The sequence below is a fragment of the Streptomyces africanus genome (assembly GCF_030816955.1).
Lineage (GTDB): Bacteria > Actinomycetota > Actinomycetes > Streptomycetales > Streptomycetaceae > Streptomyces > Streptomyces africanus.
The window spans coordinates 7,816,980-7,836,684 of sequence record NZ_JAUSYP010000001.1 but is presented as its reverse complement, the minus strand read 5'-3'; the positions used below and the strand labels follow the sequence as shown (position 1 = coordinate 7,836,684).

Here is a 19,705-nt window from a genome sequence, read left to right as displayed (position 1 = left end):
CTTGCCTAACTGCCCTCGCGCCATGCCTGCCACAGCCGTGCGTACCGGCCGCCCAGAGCCACCAACTCGTCGTGCGTGCCCTGCTCGACGACGCGGCCCGCGTCCAGCACGGCGATCCGGTCCGCCGCCATCGCCTGGGTCAGCCGGTGCGCCACGAACAGGGTGGTCCGGCCCGCGCACGCGGCCACGACCGCGCGTTCCAGCTCGGCGGCGCCCTCGCTGCCGGCCTCCGCCGTGGACTCGTCGAGCACCACCACGGGCGAGCGGGCCAGCACCAGCCGGGCCAGGGCGATCTGGGCGACCTTGGTGACGTCCAGACGCTCACCGCCCTCGCCGACCGTGGTGTGCAGCCCGTCGGGCAGCGCCTCGACCCATGCGTCGGCACCCGCGGTGCGCAGCGCGTCCGTCAGCTCGGCGTCACTCGCCCCGGGCGCGGACAGCCGCAGGTCGTCGGCGAGCGGGCCGGAGAACACGTGCGTCTCCTGCGTCAGGATGCTCACCAGGGCCCGCGCCCCGGCCTCGTCCAGACCCGCCAGGTCCGTCGCGCCGATGCGCACCGACCCGGCCTCGGGCGTGCCGATGCCCGCGATCAGCGCGGCCAGGGTCGTCTTGCCCGCACCCGTCGCACCCACCAGGGCGAGCGAACCCCCGGCCGGGATCGTCAGATCGACGTCCCTCAGCACCGGTTCCTCGGCGCCGGGGTAACGGAACGTCAGCCCCCGCACGGTCACCGGCAACGGCTCGGCGTCCGCCGGCGCGACGGCCGGGTCACCCACCAGCCGGCCCTCACCGGCCTCCCCCAGCACGCCGACCAGCCGGGTCAGGCTCGCACCCGACTTCTGCGCCTCGTCGAAGGTGAACATGATCAGGCCGAGCGGGCCGAACAGCCGGTGGAACAGCAGCGGGGCCGCCGACACCTCGCCCAGGGTGGCGGCGTCGGCCTCCAGCAGGGCGTATCCCACCACGATGATCAGGACCAGCCCGATGAACTCGGCGCGGTTCTCCCGGCCGACGAACCGGCCGAAGAACCGGAACACCTCGATACCGAGATCACGCACCCGCCAGGACTCGCTGGTGACCTTCTCGCGGAAGGCGCCCTCCAGGCGGTACGCACGGACCGTGTCGATCCCGTTCAGACCACTGATCAACGCCTGCGCGCGGTCGGCCTGGGCCACCCGCTGTTTGCGGTAGAGCGGGGCGGAGCGGGGCAGGTACCAGCACAGGGCCAGCGCGTAGGCGGGCAGCGCGCCGGCGCCCGCCAGTCCGAGCCGCCAGTCCAGCCCGAACATGCCGAACGTGGCGATGGTGACCAGGACTCCGGCCGAGAACACCGTGGGGATGGCCGTACGGATGCCCTTGGAGATGACGGCCACGTCGTCGCCGACCCGGGAGAGCACGTCACCCCGGCCGACCTGTTCGATGCGGGCGCTCGGCATCCCCAGCACGGCCCGGACGGCCCCCTCCCGCAGCCGTGCGAGCAGGTCGGCGCCCAGCCGGCCGATCAGATAGGTCGACACCGCGGTGGCCGCCGCGCCGAGCAGCGCGGCAGCCCCGATCAGCACCCCGATGGTGACCAGGACCGAGCGCGACTCACCCACGACCACGCCGTCGACCACCCGGCCGAGCAGCAGGACCGGGAGCACCTGGAGCGCCGCGCCGGCCACCGTGGTGAGCACGGTGGCCGCCGACAGCCAGGGCACCTCGCGGCAGTGCGCCGCGACCCATCGGGTGGCCTCGCGCCCGGTCGCCGTGTGCAGGGCCGCCGCCGGGGCGGGGCGGGTGGCGGTCTCGCTCACACCGCGCCCCGGGCGGGCAGAGGACAGGACAGGGTGACCGGCATCGCTACTCGGCCACCGACTTCACGAGCTCGTCGACGGCGTACGGCATGGACAGCAGCGTGCCCTGGGAGATGGCCGCGCCGACCGCCGGGCCCTCGCTGTCCAGCAGGTAGGACACGTTGCCCTTCTTCACGGCGTCCAGGTTGGCGAACAGCTTGAACTTCTTCAGGGCCGCCGTGTCGGCCTTGTCGTTGATCACGAAGATGCGGTCGACGTCGACCAGGTCGACGCGCTCGGGCGAGAGCTTGGTGTAGAAGCTGCCGTCCGCGACCTTGTCGATCTCGGTCTGGTACTGGAAGCCGATGCCCGTCACGAGCCGGCCGCGCACGTCGGTGGAGGTGAACGGCGCCACCGAGTTCTCGTACCAGGACAGTACGACGGCCTTCTGCTTCGCGAGTTCTGGGTGCGCCTTCTTGGCCGCGTCGAGCTTGGCCTGGATGTCCCGCACCATCTTCTCGCCCTCCTCGGCCTTGCCGAGTGCCTTGGCGATGTGCAGGGCGTTGTCCTGCCAGGGGGCACTGAACGGCTCCTTCTCGGCCTTGGTGCGGGCCACCGTCGGCGCGATCCTGGAGAGTTTGTCGTAGCCGGCCTGGTCGATCTCGGAGTAGACCGCGATGATCAGGTCCGGGCGCAGGGCGGCGATCTTCTCGTAGTTGGGGCCGGAGTCACCGTTCTTCATGATGACCTCGGGCAGGGCGCCGCCCCACTTGTCCTTCACCCAGGGCCACTGGGTGTTGATGTCGGGGCTCTTGCCCGCCGGGTTCGGGTACTGGTCCGTCATGCCGACCGGCTTGATGCCGAACGCCAGGACGCTCTGGTCGTCGGTGTAGCCGACGGTGACGACCCGCTTCGGGGCCTCGGTGACCTTCGTCGTGCCGAACGCGTGCTCCACGGTGACCGGGAAGGCGCCGGCCGCGGCGGTCGAGGAGTTGTCGCTGCCCTTGTCCGCCGAGTCCGATTCGGAACCGCACCCCGCGAGGAGGCCGACGCCCAGCGTGGCGGCGCAGAGCAGTGCCGCGACCCGCCGCCAGGGCTTCCTGCGCGTCGTTCTGTGGAGGAGCATCCGTCAATCCCCTTGCTTTTTCGCACGGTCCACTACGCCCCCGGGTAAGGGCAGGCAAACCGTACCGCAAGCCAGTAAGGCAAGCCTAGCCTTACTTCCGTAACTTTATGGCGGACTAGTCGAGTTGGACGTGCGTGCGACCGATCGGCACGATGAGCGGCCGGTCGCCCACCGGGTCGTCGATGACCTTGGCGTGCAGCCCGAACGCCTCATGCAGCAGCTCGGCGGTCAGCACGTCACGGGGGTGCCCCTGCGCCAGGATCGACCCGGCCCGCATCACGACGAGGTTGTCGCTGTAGCGCGCGGCCAGATTGAGGTCGTGCAGCACCATCACCACCGTGCATCCCGACTCGTGCAGATCGTCGACCAGATCGAGCACGTCCATCGCGTGCGCCAGGTCGAGATAGGTGGTCGGCTCGTCCAGCAGGAGCAGATCGGTGCCCTGGGCCAAGGTCATCGAGATCCAGACGCGCTGCCGCTGCCCTCCGGACAGCGCGTCGACCGGGCGGTCGGCCAGGTCGGACACCCCGGTCATGGCCAGTGCGCGTTCCACCACCTCGGCGTCGTCCGAGGACCACTGCCGCAGCCAGCTCTGGTGCGGATGGCGGCCCCTGGCGACCAGGTCGGCCACCGTCAGCCCCTCGGGCGCGACCGGCGCCTGCGGCAGCAGGCCGAGCTTCCTCGCCACGTCCCTGGTCCTGAGCCGGGCGATGTCGTCACCGTCCAGCACGACCGACCCCCTGGACGGCTTGAGCAGCCTCGACAGGGTCCGCAACAGGGTTGATTTCCCGCAGCCGTTGGGGCCGATGATGGTGGTGATCACGCCGGGGGGTATCGCCACGTCGAGATCGTCGATGACGGTCCGGGCGCCGTACCCGACCGTGACGCCCCTGGCGGCCAGCCGTGCGGTGTGACCGGACTCGGACTCGACCCCTGTGACGGACTGAGTGTCCACAAGGCCCCCTCACTTAGGCTTGCCTGACTTTGTATCAGCTATCTGCGGTTCGCCCGTACCAGCAGATGGACGAGGAAGGGGCCGCCGATCGCCGCGGTGACCACGCCGACCGGGAGACTGACGGGCAGTGCCGTGCGGGCGACCAGGTCCGCGCCGGTCAGCAGCAGCGCACCGACCAGCGCGGAGGCCACCACGGGCGGCGTCGGGCAGCGCGCCAGACGCATCGCCACCTGCGGCGCCACCAGCGCCACGAACGGGACCGGGCCCGCCGCGCTCACCGCCACGCCGGCCAGCAGCACCGCGCACAGCAGGAGCACCGCCCGCACGGCCCCGTAACGGACTCCCAGGCCCGCGGCGACGTCGTCACCGAGGTGCATCGGCTTGAACTGGAACGCGGCGCCCGCCACGACGACCAGCAGCACGAGCGTGCCCCACAGGGCCACCTGGACCTCGTCCCACGACCGGTCGTCCAGCGAGCCGACCAGCCACGCCTGGGCCTGGGCCACGTCCCTGATGTCGGCCGTGACCAGCAGCCAGGTCGTCAGGGCCTCCGTCACGGCGCTCACCGAGATGCCGATGAGGATGAGCCGGAGGCCGTCGATGCCGCGCCGCCAGGCGAGGAAGTACACCAGCAGGCCCGTGCCGAGACCGCCCATGAGGGCCGCCGCCGACAGGCCCACCGAGCTGACGATCGCCGCGGCCGTCCCGCCCGACACCGTCACCAGGAACACCGCGACCGCGCTGGCGCCGCCCGTGATCCCGAGGACGTCCGGACTGGCCAGCGGATTGCGGGCGATGGACTGCGTGAGCGCCCCGGACACCCCGAGCGCGACGCCCACGACGAGCCCGGCCAGGGCCCGCGGCATCCGCAAATCCATGATCACGAACTCGTCGACCCGCTCGCCCCGGCCGAAGATCGTGGCGATCACCTGGGGCAGTCCGATGGGGAAGTCCCCGACGCCGATGGACAGACAGAACACCAGGAACGTCGCCGCCGCGAGCAGCAGCGAGACGCACACGATCCACGGTCGCCAGACGAACGACACCTGGCCGAGCCGCACGCCCGGCGTCACCGACGGCTTCACGTCTGTCCCGTTCATGCGCGGCTTCACGCCTGTCCTGTTCATGCGCTCTTGAACTTTCCGCGCCACACCAGAGCCGCGAAGAACGGGGCGCCCAGCAGAGCGACGACGACACCCGCGTCCAGCTCGCTCGGCCGCACCACCAGGCGGCCCACGATGTCGCAGACCAGCAGGACGACGGCGCCGAGCAGACCCGCGTACGGCACCAGCCAGCGGTAGTCGGGGCCGGTCAGATACCGGGCCACGTGGGCCACCATGAGCCCGAGGAACGCGATGGGCCCGCACGCGGCCGTCGCGGCGCCCGCCAGCAGGGTGATGGCGATGATGCCGATGGTCCGGCTCAGCGCGATGTTCACCCCGAGCCCGCGCGCCACGTCGTCACCCAGGTTGAGCAGGTTGATGGCGGGCAGTGTGATCAGGGCCAGCACCAGTCCGGCCGCGATGAACCCGGTCACCGGCCAGATGACGCCGAATCCGACGCCGGCGACCGAGCCCGCGTTCCAGAACCGCAGCGCGTTCAGCGACTTCTGGTCCGACAGCGCGATCGCGGTGGTCATCGCCGCGAGGAACACCGTGACTCCCTGCCCGGCCAGGGCGAGCGTCAGCGGGTTCCCGGCGCCCCGGCCGATGCTCGCCAGCCCGAAGACCACGACCCCGGCGACCGCCGCCCCGAGGAACGCGAACCAGATGTACTGGAACGGGTCGGAGAGCCCGAACACGGCGATCACCGTCACCACAGCGAACGAGGCACCGGAGTTCACGCCCAGCAGGCCGGTGTCGGCGATCGGGTTGCGCGTGTACCCCTGGATCAGCGCGCCGCCGACCCCGAGGGCGACGCCCGCCACGATCGCGAGCACCGTCCGGGGCACCCGCACGGTCTCCACGATGAGCCGGATCTCGGTGAGCCGCTGGTCGGACTCCGGTGCCGCGAACAGCCCGTGCCACACCTCGCCGGGGCTCAACGCGCGCGCCCCGACGGCCAACGACACCGCGCCGGCGGCCACAAGGGTCAGCACCAGCACGCCCAGGCCCACAACTCGCCGCCGACGGGCCGGAGTCGTGGCCTTGGACGTGGGACGCTCCACTGCGATCGTGCCCATGTCGACGTACGTCATCCCTTTGATCTGTGCTGTCGTGCCTGCCGGGTGGGGTGGGTGGACTAACGCGCCGCGCTGCCCGTTCCGTCCGCGACCGTCCGGGCCGCGTCGGAAGCGGACTTGCGGCCCCGGTCGAGGAGCGAGTCGAGGATGTCGCCGACCCTGACGGCGGTGTTGGACAGCAGGGACGAGGTGATGCCGTGCGTGTGCTCGGTGCCGCCCTGGAGGTAGATGCCGCAGTGCAGATCCGGCTCCGTCGCGATGCGGTAGTCGCGTTCGACGCGGACGCGGCCCTCGTCGTCCCGCAGGCAGCGGTCGGCCACCTCGCCGAGCAGACCGACGGGGTCGGCGGGGCTGTAGCCGGTGGCGAACACCACGACGTCGGCGTCCAGGAGGGTCTCCTCGCCGGTGACGAGGGAGGTGACGGCGGCCGTGACCTTGTCCGGCGTCTCCGCGACACCGGTGAGCCGGGAGACGTTGAGGAAGCGCAGGCGCTCGCTGCCGAGGACCTTCTCCCGGTACATCTGCCGGTACAGGTCGTCGATCAGGTCGATGTCCACCACGGAGTAGTTGGTGTTGCCGTGGTAGTCCATCAGCCGGCGTTTGACGTCCTTCGGCGCCGCGAAGAACTCGTCGACGGCCTCGGGGTCGAAGATCCGGTTGGCGAAGGCGCTGTCGTCGGCGGGGCTGTAGCCGTAGCGGGAGAAGACGGCGCAGACCTCGGCCTCGGGGAAGCGCCGGTGCAGGTAGGCGACGTTCTCGGCGGCGCTCTGCCCGGCTCCGACGACGACGAACCGGGAGGGCGAGGAGCCCTCCAACGCGTCGACCCTGCCCAGCAGTTCGGAGTTGTGCCAGATGCGGTCGCCGCGCTCCACGCCCTCCGGCATGAGGGGGCGCAGGCCGGTGCCGAGGACGAGGTTGCGGGCCCGGTGGACCTCCAGGCCCTCCCCCGACCGGACCGTCACGTCCAGGTACTCCACCGCGCCGTCGCGCACGACGGGCATGACGCCGACGACCTCGTGGCCGTAGGAGACCATGTCGTCCACCTGGCCCGCGGCCCACTCGAAGTAGTCGTGGAACTCCACCCGCAGCGGGAAGAGGTTCTTGTGGTTGATGAAGTCGATCAGCCGTCCCTTGCTCTTGAGGTAGCACAGGAAGCTGTACTCGCTGGCCGGGTTCCGGAGCGTCACCAGGTCCTTGAGGAAGGACACCTGCATGGTCGCGTCGTCGATGAGCATGCCGCGGTGCCAGCCGAAGCGCGGCTGCTGCTCGAAGAAGTGAGCGGAAACCGCCTCTCCCCCGCCGACGCGCGCGTTGTGCTCGCTGAGCGCGATCGCCATGGCCACATTGGACGGCCCGAAGCCGATGCCAATGAGGTCGTGGATCAAAGGGGCGTCGCCAGGACGAGCCTGTGCCATGTCACTCCCATCGTACGAAGTCGGGCACGCCGAAAGAGGCACCGCCCAAAACTTAGGTAAGGCTAAGCTCATCCGATAGGGCTGTCCATAGACAAAACGGACTCGCGCGCAGGCGGCGATCGTCAACACGCCCGCAAACTGGCCCCGTTGACCACTTAGGTAAGCCTTGCTTTACTGGCCACGGCCAATCCCTGCTTCGAGGAGGAACCCCATGCGGGTCGTCATGTTCGGTTACCAGACCTGGGGGCACCGCACCCTGCAAGCCCTCCTGGACTCCGAGCACGACGTGGTCCTGGTCGTGACGCACCCCAAGAGCGAACACGCCTACGAGAAGATCTGGAGCGACTCGGTCGCCGACCTCGCCGAGGAGAACGGCGTACCGGTCGTGATCCGCAACCGCCCTGACGACGACGAGCTGTTCGAGCGCCTCAAGGAGGCCGACCCGGACATCATCGTGGCCAACAACTGGCGTACGTGGATTCCGCCGCGCATCTTCGACCTGCCGCGCCACGGCACGCTGAACGTGCACGACTCACTGCTGCCGAAGTACGCCGGCTTCTCGCCGCTGATCTGGGCGCTGATCAACGGAGAGCCCGAAGTGGGCGTGACCGCGCACATGATGAACGACGAACTCGACGCCGGCGACATCGTGCGGCAGGAGGCGGTCGCGGTCGGGCCGACCGACACGGCGACCGACCTGTTCCACAAGACCGTCGACCTCATCGCCCCGGTCACGATCGGCGCGCTCGGGCTCATCGCCTCCGGCCAGACGGAGTTCACCCGGCAGGACCGCTCCCGGGCCAGCTTCTTCCACAAGCGGTCCATCGAGGACAGCCGCATCGACTGGACCTGGCCGGCCGAGGACCTGGAGCGGCTGGTCCGCGCCCAGTCCGAGCCGTACCCCAGCGCGTTCACCTTCCACAAGGGCAAGCGCCTGGAGGTCCTGGCCGCCGTCGTCTCGCAGGGGCGGTACGGCGGCACGCCCGGCCGCATCTTCTACCGCGAGGGCGAGGGCGTGGTCATCGTCGCCGGCGCCGACGCCCGCACCGGCCGCAACCACGGCCTCGCGCTCACGCACGTCCGGACCGAGGACGGCCGCGAGCTGCCCGCGAGCGAGTACTTCACCGCCATGGGCGGCTACCTGACCAACCAGCCCTGAGGCCGCTGTGAAACTTCTGTGCAAACGCGTGGGGCTTTAAGTTTCAAGATTCCTCTCGCCCGGCGGCGGCTGCGACAGTGAGTCCCATGGGGGCAGTACATGATGTCGAGTCGAACCACCGGGACGACAGTTGGCCTACCACGACACCTACCACCGGACCGCCGGCACGCTCCTGAGCCCCGTCCTCGGCTGGGTCCTGGCACTCACCGGGGCCGTGGTGCTCCCCCTGACCGTCGCCACGGCCGCCGGCCAGGATTCGGGGCAGTGGCGTGACCAGAGCCCGAGCCGGTACACCGTGAGGATCGCGGAGGACACGGCGGAGCAGCCGGCCGCCTCGACGCCGGAGGGCCGAGGCGGCTCCGTCGCGCCGGTCTCCGCCCCGGCCCCCGCGCCTTCCCCCTTGCCGGCACCGGCGGCTCCGCACGGCGACGGCCCGCAGTAGACCGGCGGATCACGCCCGCCAGGAGTACCGCCGTTCGGGCCGGCCGGCGACGCCGTAGCGCAGGGACACCTCCGCGCTGCCGGTGCCGTGGAAGTACTCCAGGTAGCGGCGGGCGCTCACCCGGGACACGCCGGTCAACGCGGCGCACTCGGTGGCGGACAGGGTGCCGTCCGCCGCGCGCAGGGCCCGCTCGACGAGTTCGGCGGTCTCCACACTCATGCCCTTCGGCAGCGCGGGGGCCGGTGCGGGGACGCCCGCTCCGGCCAGCACCCGGTCGATGTCGGCCTGGCCTCGCACCACCGCCGTGAGCAGCCGGCCCCGCTGAGCGGCGTAGCGCTCCAGGCGGGGGCGCAAGTCCTCGAAGTCGAAGGGTTTCAGCAGGTAGTCGACGACCCCCTGCCGGACGGCGCCGCGGACCGTCTCGGCCTCCTGTGCGGCGCTGATGACCATGACGTCGCAGTCGTGGCCGGCGGTGCGCAGCCGGGGGATGACGTCGAGGCCGAACAGGTCGGGGAGATACAGGTCGAGCAGGACGAGGTCGGGGCGCAGTTCGTCCACGGCCTCGATCGCCTGTGCGCCGGTGTGGGCCACACCGACGACCCGGAACGGCTCGACGCGTTCGACGAACGCGCGGTGGACCCGGGCCACCATGAAGTCGTCGTCGACCACGAGGACGTCGATCGTGCCCGCCTCGGCGCGCGTTCCGGTCATGTCGCGCGTTGCGGTCATGGGGCCGCTCCTTCCGCCACCGCTTCGGGGAGGTGGCTGACGGTCATGCGTGCGGTGAACACGGCACCGTCGGGGGTGTTGGCCACCGAGATCTCTCCTCCGTGCCGTTCGCAGACCAGCTTGGTCAGGGCCAGTCCGATGCCGCGCTCACCCTCCCGTGCGGCCTTGGTGGTGAAGCCGTGGGAGAACACCTCGCGGGCCAGTTCGGGAGCCACGCCCGGTCCCGAGTCCCGGACCGCGATCTCCACGCTGGAGGCGTCCTGCCGCAGCGCCACCTCGACCCACCGCTCCCCGGCGTGCGCGGCGGCGTCGACGGCGTTGTCCACGAGGTTGCCCACGACGGTCGCCACGTCGGCGGCGTCCTCCGGGGCCAGCCGCTCCAGCGCGGTGTCGTCCGAGATGCGCAGGCTGACCTTCCGTTCGGCCGCGAGGGACGCCTTCGCCATCAGCAGGGCGGCCACCGCGGTGTCCCGGACACGGCGGCTGAGGGTGACGTCCAGGGACTGGCGGCGCTGGTTCAACGCGCGGATGTAGCGCACGACTTCGTCCTGCTCGCCGATCTGGATCAGTCCGGAGATGGTGTGCAGCTGGTTGGCGAACTCGTGCGCCTGCGCCCGCAGCAGCTCCGAGGAGCTGCGGAAGGAGCCGATCTCCCGCTCCAGGCGGGCCAGTTCGGTGCGGTCGCGCAGGGTGGTGACCGAGCCGAGGAGCCGGCCGTCCTTGGTGACGGTCATCCGGTTCATCACCAGCACCCGGCCGTGGCGGACGACCACCTCGTCCCGCTCGCCCGGGGCGGTCCCGGCCAGTACGTCGCGCAGCCGTCCGTCGATGCCCAGGCCGTCGAGGTTCTGGCCGACGCAGTCCTCGGGCAGGTCGAGCAGGCGGCGGCCCATGTCGTTGACGAGGGTGAGCCGGTGCTGCGGGTCCAGGGCGATGACGCCCTCGGCGATCCCGTACAGCATCGCCTCCCGGTGCTCGGCGAGCCCCGCGATCTCCCCCGGCTCCAGGCCGAGGGTCTGCCGCTTCACCCGCCGCGCGAGCAGCCAGGAGCCGGCCACGCCGAGCCCGCTGGCGATGCCCAGGTAGGCGAGCAGATACGAGGAGGCGCCGCTGAGCCGCTGCCAGACGGTCGGATCGGCCTCGCCGATCATCACCGTGCCGAGGATCCGGCCGAGGTTCCCCTCCGTCGCCCCGAGGACGGGGACCTGGGCGGCCAGTTCGCGGTTGCCGTCCAGCGTCAGCTGTCCCGACCAGCCCCGCGCCTGGTCGGCGCCCGGCTCGGCGGGCAGCCGCTCGCCGACGACCGTGGGGTTCGTGGAGCTGACGATCCGGCCGGAGGCGTCGGCCACCGTCACCGAGGTCACTCCGGACTGCGCCTGCGTGGCGAGCACCAGCGGGGCGAGCGTCTCCCCGGGCGCGGGACGCACCAGCTGGCTGCGCACCAGGGGGTTGGCGGCCAGCTGTTCGGCCAGCGCGCTCACCCGGCGTCCCTCGACCCGGTTGAAGGTGGCCTGCGACTGGGCGAGCGAGACCGCGGCGACCGCCAGCAGCACCACCACGACGATGGCGAGCTGGAGCACCAGCATCTCGCCCGCGAGCGAATGGCGACGAAAGGTGGCGACCACGATGAACTCAATCTTCAATGCCGACACAGGTGGGGCAGCTCATGTGCCGAGTCGCACAATCATGACCCCGGCCAGGGAAAACCGGAAGTGAGGTGTCATGAGACGTCCCGCACGCGCCGTGCTCGGAGCCTGCGCCGCCCTGGTTCTGCCTTTCGATCTGCCCGGCGCCGGCGGCACGGTGGGCCTGAAGCGCCTCGCCGACGAGAGGGGCAACGGCGCTCTCGCCCTGCAGATGGGCCTCGGCGTCGTGGGCGCCGCGCACGCGGCCGGGTCGCGGGTGACCGTCACCGACACCACCCCCATCGCCCGCCTCGTCGAGGAGTCCGGCGCGATCGTCGTCCGGAAGGACTCGCCGTACCGGACGATCGGCGCGCTGGTGGACGCCTGGCGCGCGGATCCCGGGAGCATCAGGGTGGGCGGCGGATCCTCCGTCGGCGGCCCCGACCACCTCCTGCCGATGCGGCTGGCGCAGACGGTCGGCATCGACCCGCGGAAGGTCGCCTACGTGGCTGGTCGGACGTGTTCGCCACCGGCCGTGCCTTCGAGTCCCGTCTGGCCCGGCAGGACGAGCAGGTCGCCGGTCTGGTCGGCCGGCTCGGGCAGCGGTGAGGTCAGGAGGCGCTCGGGCTGGGGCCGATGCCCCGCAGCTTCCTGACCGTGCCGCCGAGTTTGGCGCGGAGGGGCTCCAGCATCTCCGGCTTGGCGCTGACCACCCAGCGCATGCCGACGAGGTAGGTGCCCCCGTACACGCGGGCCGCCTCCAGCCAGGTCTCCTTGAGCTTCTCCTGGGGGAAGGTGGTGATGAGGTAGTCGCCCTTTGCGGTGTGGCAGACGCCCTCGCGCAGTTCGTCCGCCTCGGTGCGGATCTTCACCTTGCAGCCGGTCAGGCCGGCGATCACCTCCACCTTCGCCGGCGCGACGACTCCGGCGGCGGGAGCGGCGGACCCGCTCGGCGCCGCCGTCCTGCCGGCGGAGGCCGGCTCGTCGTCACCGCCGCCGCAGGCGGTGACCAGGGGAAGCATGACCAGCGCGGCGGCCGGCGCGGCGGCGCGCAGCCGAGGGGCGCGGGACAGGGGCCGGTGGTGGGATCGTGCGTGCGGTTGCTGCTGGGACACGTCGTCTCTCCGGATGCGGACCGTCCCGCCCTCGCGGGCGGGCAGGAGTACTCGTCAGGGGTACGGACGCGCGCCCGGAACCGTTCACCCAGGTCGGGCGTGTTACGCGGCGGCCTCGTCCACGACCGTGCTCTCCGTCCCGCCGAACTGGGTCCGGTACAGCTCCGCGTAGCGCTCCCCCGCTGCCAGGAGCTCCTCGTGCGTGCCGCGTTCCACGATCCGGCCGGCCTCGACGACCAGGATCTGGTCGGCCGTGCGGACCGTGGAGAGCCGGTGGGCGATCACGACCGCCGTCCTGCCTTCCAGGGCTTCGGCGAGTGCCTCCTGGACGGCGGCCTCGGAGGTGTTGTCGAGGTGGGCGGTGGCCTCGTCGAGGATGACGACGCGCTGCCGGGCCAGCAGGAGCCGGGCGATGGTCATGCGCTGGCGTTCCCCTCCGGAGAGCCGGTAGCCGCGTTCGCCGACCACCGTGTCGAGACCGTCGGGCAACGACCGTACGAGGTCGTCGAGACGGGCCCGGCGCAGGGCGTCCCACAGGTCGCTCTCCGTGGCCGAGGGGCGGGCCAGCAGCAGGTTGGCGCGGACGGTGTCGTGGAAGAGGTGCCCGTCCTGGGTGACCATGCCGAGGGTCTCCCGCAGGGACCGCGCGCTCAGGTCGCGGACGTCGACGCCGCCGACGCGTACGGCGCCCTCGTCGACGTCGTACAGGCGCGGCAGCAGTTGCGCGACGGTCGACTTGCCCGCGCCGGAGGAGCCGACGAGCGCCACGGTCTGCCCCGGTTCGGCGCGGAAGGAGATGCCGTGCAGGACCTCGTCACCGCCCCGCTTGTCGAGCGTGGCGACCTCCTCCAGGGAGGCCAGGGAGACCTTGTCGGCGGACGGGTAGCCGAAGCGTACCTGGTCGAACTCGACGGCCACGGGCCCGTCGGGCACCCTGCGCGCGTCCGGCTTCTCCTCGATGAGCGGCTTCAGGTCGAGCACCTCGAAGACCCGCTCGAAGCTGACGAGGGCGCTCATCACCTCGACCCGCGCCCCGGCGAGCGCGGTCAGCGGCGCGTACAGCCGGGTGAGGAGCAGCGCAAGCGACACGACCGCGCCGGGCTCCAGCGTGCCGCGCAGGGCGAGGGCGCCGCCGAGGCCGTAGACCAGGGCGAGGGCGAGCGCGGAGACCAGGGTGAGTGCGGTGATGAACGCGGCCTGGGCGGTCGCCGTCCGGACGCCGATGTCCGCGACCCGACGGGCGCGTTCGGCGAACTCCGCCGACTCCTCCTCGGGGCGCCCGAAGAGCTTGACGAGGGTGGCGCCGGGTGCGGAGAAGCGCTCGGTCATGCGGGTGCCCATCGCCGCGTTCAGCGTCGCCGCCTCCCGCTGCATACGGGCCATACGGCTGCCCATGCGCCGGGCCGGGACGACGAACACCGGCAGCAGCACCAGCGCGAGCAGGGTGATCTGCCAGGACAGCGTGAGCATCACGGCGAGGGTGAGCAGCAGCGTGACGAGGTTGCTGACCACTCCGGACAGGGTGTTGCTGAACGCGCGCTGGGCGCCGATGACGTCGTTGTTGAGTCGGGAGACCAGGGCGCCCGTACGAGTGCGTGTGAAGAACGCCACGGGCATGCGCTGCACATGGTCGAAGACGGCGGTCCGCAGATCGAGGATGAGGTGCTCGCCGAGCGTCGCCGACAGTCTCCGGCCGAGGATGCCGAGCGCCGCTTCCGCCACCGCGATCAGCGCGATGAGCAGGGACAGGCGTACGACGGTGCCCTCGGTGCCGTCAGAGACGATCGCGTCGACGACACTCCCGGCCAGAACGGGGGTCGCCACGGCGAGCAGGGCGGTCCCCACCCCGAGCAGGACGAACAGGGCGATACGGCGCCGGTGCGGGCGGGCGAACGTTCCGATGCGGCGCAGGGTGGCGAGGGCGAGGGGGCGGCGCTCCTCCTGGGCGTTCATGACGCTGTGCAGTTGTGTCCACGCTGTGGTCTCCATACTCATGACAGAGAACCTAGAACCTCAAGCAATCTTGAGGTCAAGGCGCTCGCACATCGCCCCGACATCCCGCACAATCGGCCCGAACCCCCTTTCCTCGATCGCCCTTTCCCCGCTCCCCGGCTCCCTGCTCCCCGACTCCCCGGTCCCGTCTCCCCGTTCCCCCCGCAAAGGCCCCGATGACGCTCTCCTCCCAGCCGCTCCCCGTACGTAAGACGCCGTCCGCACGTCCGCAACCCGCCGTTGGCGGGGCATGGGAAGCCTCTGCGGATGTGACAGCGGTACAACTCCCCGAACTCCGCCCGGGACGACTCCCCCGTCGCGTCCCGGTCCGCCGCCTGCGTCAGATCCTGTGTCTGCTTCCACTCCTGCTGGTCACCGTGGTCGCGGTGCGGCACCGGTCGGTGCTCGCCGAGGGCTTCGCGCATCTGGGCGACGCCGAGTGGCCGTGGCTGCTGGCCGCGATCGGCGCGACCTGTCTGACCTGGGTCGCCGCCGCCTGCACCCGGCAGGGCGCGGTCGTCGAGCGGCTGCCCCGACGGCGGCTCGTGGCCACGCAGTTCGCGGCGGGCGCGGCCAACCACCTGCTGCCGACCGGGCTGGGCGCGAGCGCGGTCAACCTGCGGTTCATGACGGTGTGCGGGCTGCCGCTCGCCCGTTCCTCGGCGGCTCTCGCCCTGTATCTGCTGGCGGAGAGCGTCGGCCGGGTGGCCCTGCTGGGCGCCCTGCTCGTCGCGTTCCCCGACGCGTTGCGGCTCGGCACGCTGGTTCCCGAGACGGCGTTCGGTCCGCTGCTGGCCGGTGCCGGTGTGGTGCTCGTCATCGCGGTGGCCGTGCTGACCCTGGTCCGGCGGGTGCGTTCGGCCGTGCTGTCCTTCCTGCGGACGGCGCTCGGCGAGGCCCGCTCCGTGCACACCCGCCCGGGCCGGGCCCTGGCCCTGTGGGGCGGGGCCTTCGCCTTCCCCGCGTTGCAGGCGGCCGTCCTGGTGCTGGTGGGCCGGGCGATGGGCCTGGACGTGCCGCCCGCGCACATGGCGGTGGCCTACCTGGCGGCGACCGTCGCCGTCGCGTTGGTCCCCACCCCGGGCGGGATCGGCTCGGTGGAGGCGGCGCTGGTCATGGCGCTGGTGGCGGCGGGCGGCCCGGCCGCGGTGGCCACGGCCGTGGTCCTGGCCTTCCGCGTCATCACGGTCTGGCTGCCGCTGCTGCCGGGCGCGCTGACGCTGGCGGCGCTGGTACGGCTGAAGGTCATCTGACCGCCCGGCAGGCCTCCGGAGTGCCCTGGTGGTACCGCCCGGGCTCGGCCCGTTCCCCGGTACGAAACCCCGTACGGAATGCGGCAGGATGAACGGTCGTGCCGACCGCAGGTCAGGGTGGCCGGGCACGGCGGAACATCCCGCAGGACGAACAGGTGACGACGTGACGAAACTTCACATCCGGCGGCCGGCAACGGCATTCGCCGCAGTTCTTCTTCCCGGAGGTGACCGGTGAACCGGGCGCTCACCGCGGACGATCTGGTCTTCGCCGGCATCGCCCTGGCGTCGGGCCTGCTGGCGGCCTTCGCGCTGCGCATGCTGCTGCGCTGGCTGGGCGGGCACGCGGACCGCACCCGCTGGAGCGGGGACGACGTCATCGTGCACGCGCTGCGGGCCGTGCTGCCGTGGGCCGCGGTGGTGGGCGGCGCGGCGGGCGCGGCGGCGGTGCTGCCGCTGACCCGGACGGTGCAGCAGCACACCAATCAGGTGCTGACGGTGCTGCTCATCTTCGTGGCGACGGTGTCGGCGGCGCGGGTGGTGACCGGCCTGGTGCGCACGGTCACCCAGTCCCGCTCCGGGGTCGCCGGCTCGGCCACGATCTTCGTCAACATCACCCGGATCCTGGTCCTGGCGATCGGCTTCCTGGTGGTGCTCCAGACGCTGGGGATCTCCATAGCCCCCATGCTCACCGCCCTGGGCGTGGGCGGCCTGGCGGTCGCGCTGGCGCTGCAGGACACCCTCGCCAACCTCTTCGCGGGCATCCACATCCTCGCGTCCAAGACCGTCCAGCCCGGCGACTACATCCGCCTCAGCAGCGCCGAGGAGGGCTACGTCGAGGACATCAACTGGCGGCAGACGACCATCCGCAACCTGTCCAACAACCTCGTCGTGATCCCCAACGGCCAGCTCGCCAAGGCGAACATGACCAACTTCATGCGGCCGGAGGAGCAGCTGACCATCCTGGTCCAGGTCGGGGTGGCCTACGACAGTGACCTGGAACACGTGGAGCGGGTGACCAACGAGGTCATCGCCGAGACGATGACCGAGGTCGAGGGCGCCGTGCCGGACCACGAGCCGATCATCCGGTTCCACACCTTCGGCGATTCCCGTATCGGCTTCACGGTGATTCTGGGCGTCGGAGAGTTCAGCGACCAGTACCGGGTCAAGCACGAGTTCATCAAGCGGCTGCACAAGCGGTACCGCGCGGAGGGCATCCGCATCCCCGCCCCGGCCCGTACGGTGGCCCTCCAGCAGGGCGGCGTCGTCATCCCCCAGCAGCGGACCGGCGCGATCGAGCCGGGCGACATGACCTCGGCCCGGTTCGACTGAGCCGACTCTCGTGGCAGGGCCCGTCCCACCGGCTGTGCGGCCCGGCCGGGGACGGGCCGTTCAGTCCGGGTGGCCGCCGACGTGGACGGACCGCGCCTCCAGGCCGAGCCCGTCGAGGAAGAAGCAGGTCAGGGACCGCCGCCGCGCCGTTGCGGGCCGCCGCCGGTCCGTTCCCGCGCCGCGAGATCCCCTGGCCCGCATCGGCTCGGACGGCTGTCGGGTCCCGGTCACCCGAAACTGGTCCCGGACCCCTGTCGAGACGAGGTCCGTCAGGAGATATCTTGATGTCGAGCAATGTTGCAGACGTGGAGCGGAGCACCCGGTGACTGACTCGACCATCATCTATACGCACACTGACGAGGCCCCGGCCCTGGCGACGTATTCCTTCCTGCCGGTGGTCCAGGCGTACGCCTCGCAGGCGGGTGTCGCCGTCGAAACCCGCGACATCTCGCTGGCCGGGCGCATCATCGCCCTGTTCCCGGAGTACCTCACGGAGGACCAGCGCATCCCGGACGCGCTCGCGGAGCTCGGCCAGCTGGCCAAGACGCCCGCCGCCAACATCATCAAGCTGCCGAACATCTCGGCGTCGATCCCGCAGCTCAAGGCCGCCATCGCCGAGCTCCAGGGCCAGGGCTACGCGCTGCCGGACTACCCGGACGACCCGAAGACCGACGAGGAGCGCGAGATCCGCGCCCGTTACGACAAGGTCAAGGGCTCCGCCGTGAACCCGGTCCTGCGTGAGGGCAACTCGGACCGCCGTGCCCCCGCCTCGGTCAAGAACTACGCCAAGTCCCACCCGCACCGCATGGGCGCCTGGTCCGCCGACTCGAAGACGAGCGTGGCGACCATGGGCCAGAACGACTTCCGCTCCACCGAGAAGTCCGTGGTGATCGCCGAGGACGGCGCGCTGCGCATCGAGCTCGTCGGCGACGACGGCACCACCACCGTGCTGCGCGAGTCCGTACCCGTCCAGAAGGGCGAGGTCGTCGACGCCTCCGTGATGCGGGTCGCCGCGCTGCGCGAGTTCCTGACGGCGCAGGTCGCCGAGGCCAAGGCCCAGGGCGTGCTGTTCTCGGTGCACCTGAAGGCGACGATGATGAAGGTCTCCGACCCGATCGTCTTCGGCCACGTGGTGCGCGCCTTCTTCCCGAAGACGTTCGCGAAGTACGGCGACAAGCTCGCCGCGGCCGGCCTGACCCCGAACGACGGTCTGGGCGGCATCTACAAGGGCCTGGACGCCCTGCCGGAGGGCGCCGAGATCAAGGCCTCCTTCGACGCCGAGCTCACCGAGGGCCCGGAGCTGGCGATGGTCGACTCCGACAAGGGCATCACCAACCTGCACGTGCCCTCCGACGTCATCATCGACGCCTCCATGCCGGCCATGATCCGCACCTCCGGCCACATGTGGGGCGCGGACGGGCAGGAGCACGACGCCCTGGCGGTCATCCCGGACTCCTCCTACGCGGGCGTCTACCAGGCCGTGATCGAGGACTGCAAGGCCAACGGCGCCTTCGACCCGTCCACCATGGGCACGGTGCCGAACGTCGGCCTCATGGCCCAGAAGGCCGAGGAGTACGGCAGCCACGACAAGACCTTCGAGATCGCCACCACGGGCACGGTCCGCCTGGTCGACCAGAACGGCACCGCGCTCATCGAGCAGACCGTCTCGGCCGGTGACATCTTCCGCGCCTGCCAGACCAAGGACGCGCCGATCCGGGACTGGGTGAAGCTGGCCGTCACCCGCGCCCGCGCCACCGGCGACCCGGCGGTGTTCTGGCTGGACGAGACCCGCGCGCACGACGCCAACCTGATCGCCAAGGTCAAGGCGTACCTGCCGGAGCACGACACCGAGGGCCTGGACATCCGGATCCTGAACCCGGTCGAGGCCACGAAGCTGTCGGTGGAGCGCATCCGCCGCGGCGAGAACACCATCTCGGTGACCGGCAACGTGCTGCGCGACTACCTGACCGACCTGTTCCCGATCCTGGAGCTGGGCACCAGCGCCAAGATGCTGTCGGTCGTCCCGCTGATGGCGGGCGGCGGCCTGTTCGAGACGGGTGCGGGCGGCTCGGCACCGAAGCACGTGCAGCAGCTGGTCAAGGAGAACTACCTGCGCTGGGACTCCCTGGGCGAGTTCTTCGCCCTGGTGCCGTCCCTCGAGCAGTTCGCCAAGGTGACGGGCAACGCCCGCGCCCAGGTCCTCGCCGACACCCTCGACCGCGCCACGGCGACCTTCCTCAACGAGGACAAGTCGCCGACCCGGCGCGTCGGCGGCATCGACAACCGCGGCAGCCACTTCTACCTGTCCCTGTACTGGGCGCAGGAGCTGGCCCAGCAGACCGACGACGCGGACCTGGCGAAGGCCTTCGCGCCGATCGCCGAGACGCTCGCCGCCAACGAGCAGAAGATCGTCGACGAGCTGGCCGCCGTCCAGGGCAAGCCGGCCGACATCGGCGGCTACTACCAGCCCGACCCGGCGAAGGCCGCCGAGGTCATGCGCCCGTCCGCCACGTGGAACGAGGCGCTGGCGTCCCTGAGCTGACGCCCCGGGCCCCATCGGCCCACCCGCTCCGCCCCGGCCGGCGCACCGCCCGGCCGGGGCGGAGTT

16 protein-coding genes and 1 pseudogene are annotated in these 19,705 nt (G+C 71.3%); 6 read left to right on the top strand and 11 right to left on the bottom strand.

The genetic code is table 11. The annotated features are described in order from the left end of the window. Window positions 1–5: 5 nt before the first annotated feature. The 6 genes from QF034_RS35950 to QF034_RS35925 form a co-directional block, all read right to left on the bottom strand. Window positions 6–1,796: an ABC transporter ATP-binding protein gene (locus QF034_RS35950; protein ID WP_307178838.1), complete on the bottom strand. Its 1,791-nt coding sequence runs from the start codon at window positions 1,794–1,796 to the stop codon at window positions 6–8. A 46-nt stretch (window positions 1,797–1,842) separates the two neighbouring features. Then, window positions 1,843–2,901, bottom strand: coding sequence for an iron-siderophore ABC transporter substrate-binding protein (locus tag QF034_RS35945; protein ID WP_307178837.1), 1,059 nt, complete (start codon window positions 2,899–2,901; stop codon window positions 1,843–1,845). A gap of 115 nt (window positions 2,902–3,016) precedes the next feature. Continuing rightward, the gene (locus QF034_RS35940) at window positions 3,017–3,856 is read right to left on the bottom strand and encodes an ABC transporter ATP-binding protein (RefSeq protein WP_307178836.1); all 840 of its coding nucleotides are present in this window, start codon (window positions 3,854–3,856) and stop codon (window positions 3,017–3,019) included. 38 nt (window positions 3,857–3,894) lie between these two features. Further along, window positions 3,895–4,956 carry a FecCD family ABC transporter permease gene (locus tag QF034_RS35935; protein WP_307178835.1) on the bottom strand — a complete coding sequence of 354 codons (1,062 nt, stop codon included), beginning with the start codon at window positions 4,954–4,956 and terminating at the stop codon, window positions 3,895–3,897. A 23-nt stretch (window positions 4,957–4,979) separates the two neighbouring features. Beyond that, window positions 4,980–6,038, bottom strand: coding sequence for a FecCD family ABC transporter permease (locus tag QF034_RS35930; RefSeq protein WP_307180064.1), 1,059 nt, complete (start codon window positions 6,036–6,038; stop codon window positions 4,980–4,982). A 59-nt stretch (window positions 6,039–6,097) separates the two neighbouring features. Next, window positions 6,098–7,453 carry a lysine N(6)-hydroxylase/L-ornithine N(5)-oxygenase family protein gene (locus tag QF034_RS35925; RefSeq protein WP_307178834.1) on the bottom strand — a complete coding sequence of 452 codons (1,356 nt, stop codon included), beginning with the start codon at window positions 7,451–7,453 and terminating at the stop codon, window positions 6,098–6,100. A gap of 211 nt (window positions 7,454–7,664) precedes the next feature. On the opposite strand from QF034_RS35925, the gene QF034_RS35920 reads away from it, so the two are divergent. Continuing rightward, complete coding sequence (locus QF034_RS35920; RefSeq protein ID WP_307178833.1) at window positions 7,665–8,612, top strand: methionyl-tRNA formyltransferase; 948 nt, start codon at window positions 7,665–7,667, stop codon at window positions 8,610–8,612. A gap of 130 nt (window positions 8,613–8,742) precedes the next feature. Next, a complete protein-coding gene (locus QF034_RS35915) occupies window positions 8,743–9,054 on the top strand; it encodes a hypothetical protein (RefSeq protein WP_307178832.1) in 312 nt (103 codons plus the stop codon). 9 nt (window positions 9,055–9,063) lie between these two features. Here QF034_RS35915 and QF034_RS35910 read toward each other — a convergent pair whose 3' ends face one another. Both QF034_RS35910 and QF034_RS35905 read right to left on the bottom strand, forming a co-directional pair. Then, window positions 9,064–9,783: a response regulator gene (locus QF034_RS35910; protein WP_307178831.1), complete on the bottom strand. Its 720-nt coding sequence runs from the start codon at window positions 9,781–9,783 to the stop codon at window positions 9,064–9,066. Beyond that, on the bottom strand, window positions 9,780–11,408 hold the full coding sequence (locus tag QF034_RS35905) for a sensor histidine kinase (RefSeq protein WP_307178830.1): 1,629 nt from the start codon (window positions 11,406–11,408) through the stop codon (window positions 9,780–9,782). The genes QF034_RS35910 and QF034_RS35905 overlap by 4 nt, the downstream gene beginning before the upstream one ends. A 97-nt stretch (window positions 11,409–11,505) precedes the next feature. Here QF034_RS35905 and QF034_RS35900 point away from each other — a divergent pair. Continuing rightward, a pseudogene (locus QF034_RS35900) lies at window positions 11,506–11,916 on the top strand (tripartite tricarboxylate transporter substrate-binding protein); the annotation flags it as partial. A gap of 103 nt (window positions 11,917–12,019) precedes the next feature. Here QF034_RS35900 and QF034_RS35895 read toward each other — a convergent pair. Both QF034_RS35895 and QF034_RS35890 read right to left on the bottom strand, forming a co-directional pair. After that, window positions 12,020–12,523 carry a hypothetical protein gene (locus tag QF034_RS35895; protein ID WP_307178829.1) on the bottom strand — a complete coding sequence of 168 codons (504 nt, stop codon included), beginning with the start codon at window positions 12,521–12,523 and terminating at the stop codon, window positions 12,020–12,022. 102 nt (window positions 12,524–12,625) lie between these two features. Continuing rightward, window positions 12,626–14,512 (bottom strand): ABC transporter ATP-binding protein, encoded by a 1,887-nt coding sequence (locus QF034_RS35890; protein WP_307180063.1) that lies wholly within the window; start codon window positions 14,510–14,512, stop codon window positions 12,626–12,628. Window positions 14,513–14,784: 272 nt separating this feature from the next. On the opposite strand from QF034_RS35890, the gene QF034_RS35885 reads away from it, so the two are divergent. Both QF034_RS35885 and QF034_RS35880 read left to right on the top strand, forming a co-directional pair. Continuing rightward, window positions 14,785–15,768, top strand: a complete 984-nt coding sequence (locus QF034_RS35885) for a lysylphosphatidylglycerol synthase transmembrane domain-containing protein (protein ID WP_370880907.1) — start codon at window positions 14,785–14,787, stop codon at window positions 15,766–15,768. 231 nt (window positions 15,769–15,999) lie between these two features. Continuing rightward, window positions 16,000–17,097 (top strand): mechanosensitive ion channel family protein, encoded by a 1,098-nt coding sequence (locus QF034_RS35880; RefSeq protein ID WP_307178828.1) that lies wholly within the window; start codon window positions 16,000–16,002, stop codon window positions 17,095–17,097. Between the two features lie 60 nt (window positions 17,098–17,157). On the opposite strand, the gene QF034_RS35875 is transcribed toward QF034_RS35880, so the two are convergent. Continuing rightward, on the bottom strand, window positions 17,158–17,328 hold the full coding sequence (locus tag QF034_RS35875) for a hypothetical protein (RefSeq protein ID WP_307178827.1): 171 nt from the start codon (window positions 17,326–17,328) through the stop codon (window positions 17,158–17,160). A 91-nt stretch (window positions 17,329–17,419) separates the two neighbouring features. On the opposite strand from QF034_RS35875, the gene QF034_RS35870 reads away from it, so the two are divergent. Next, window positions 17,420–19,639, top strand: a complete 2,220-nt coding sequence (locus QF034_RS35870; protein WP_307178826.1) for an NADP-dependent isocitrate dehydrogenase — start codon at window positions 17,420–17,422, stop codon at window positions 19,637–19,639. Window positions 19,640–19,705: the final 66 nt, after the last annotated feature.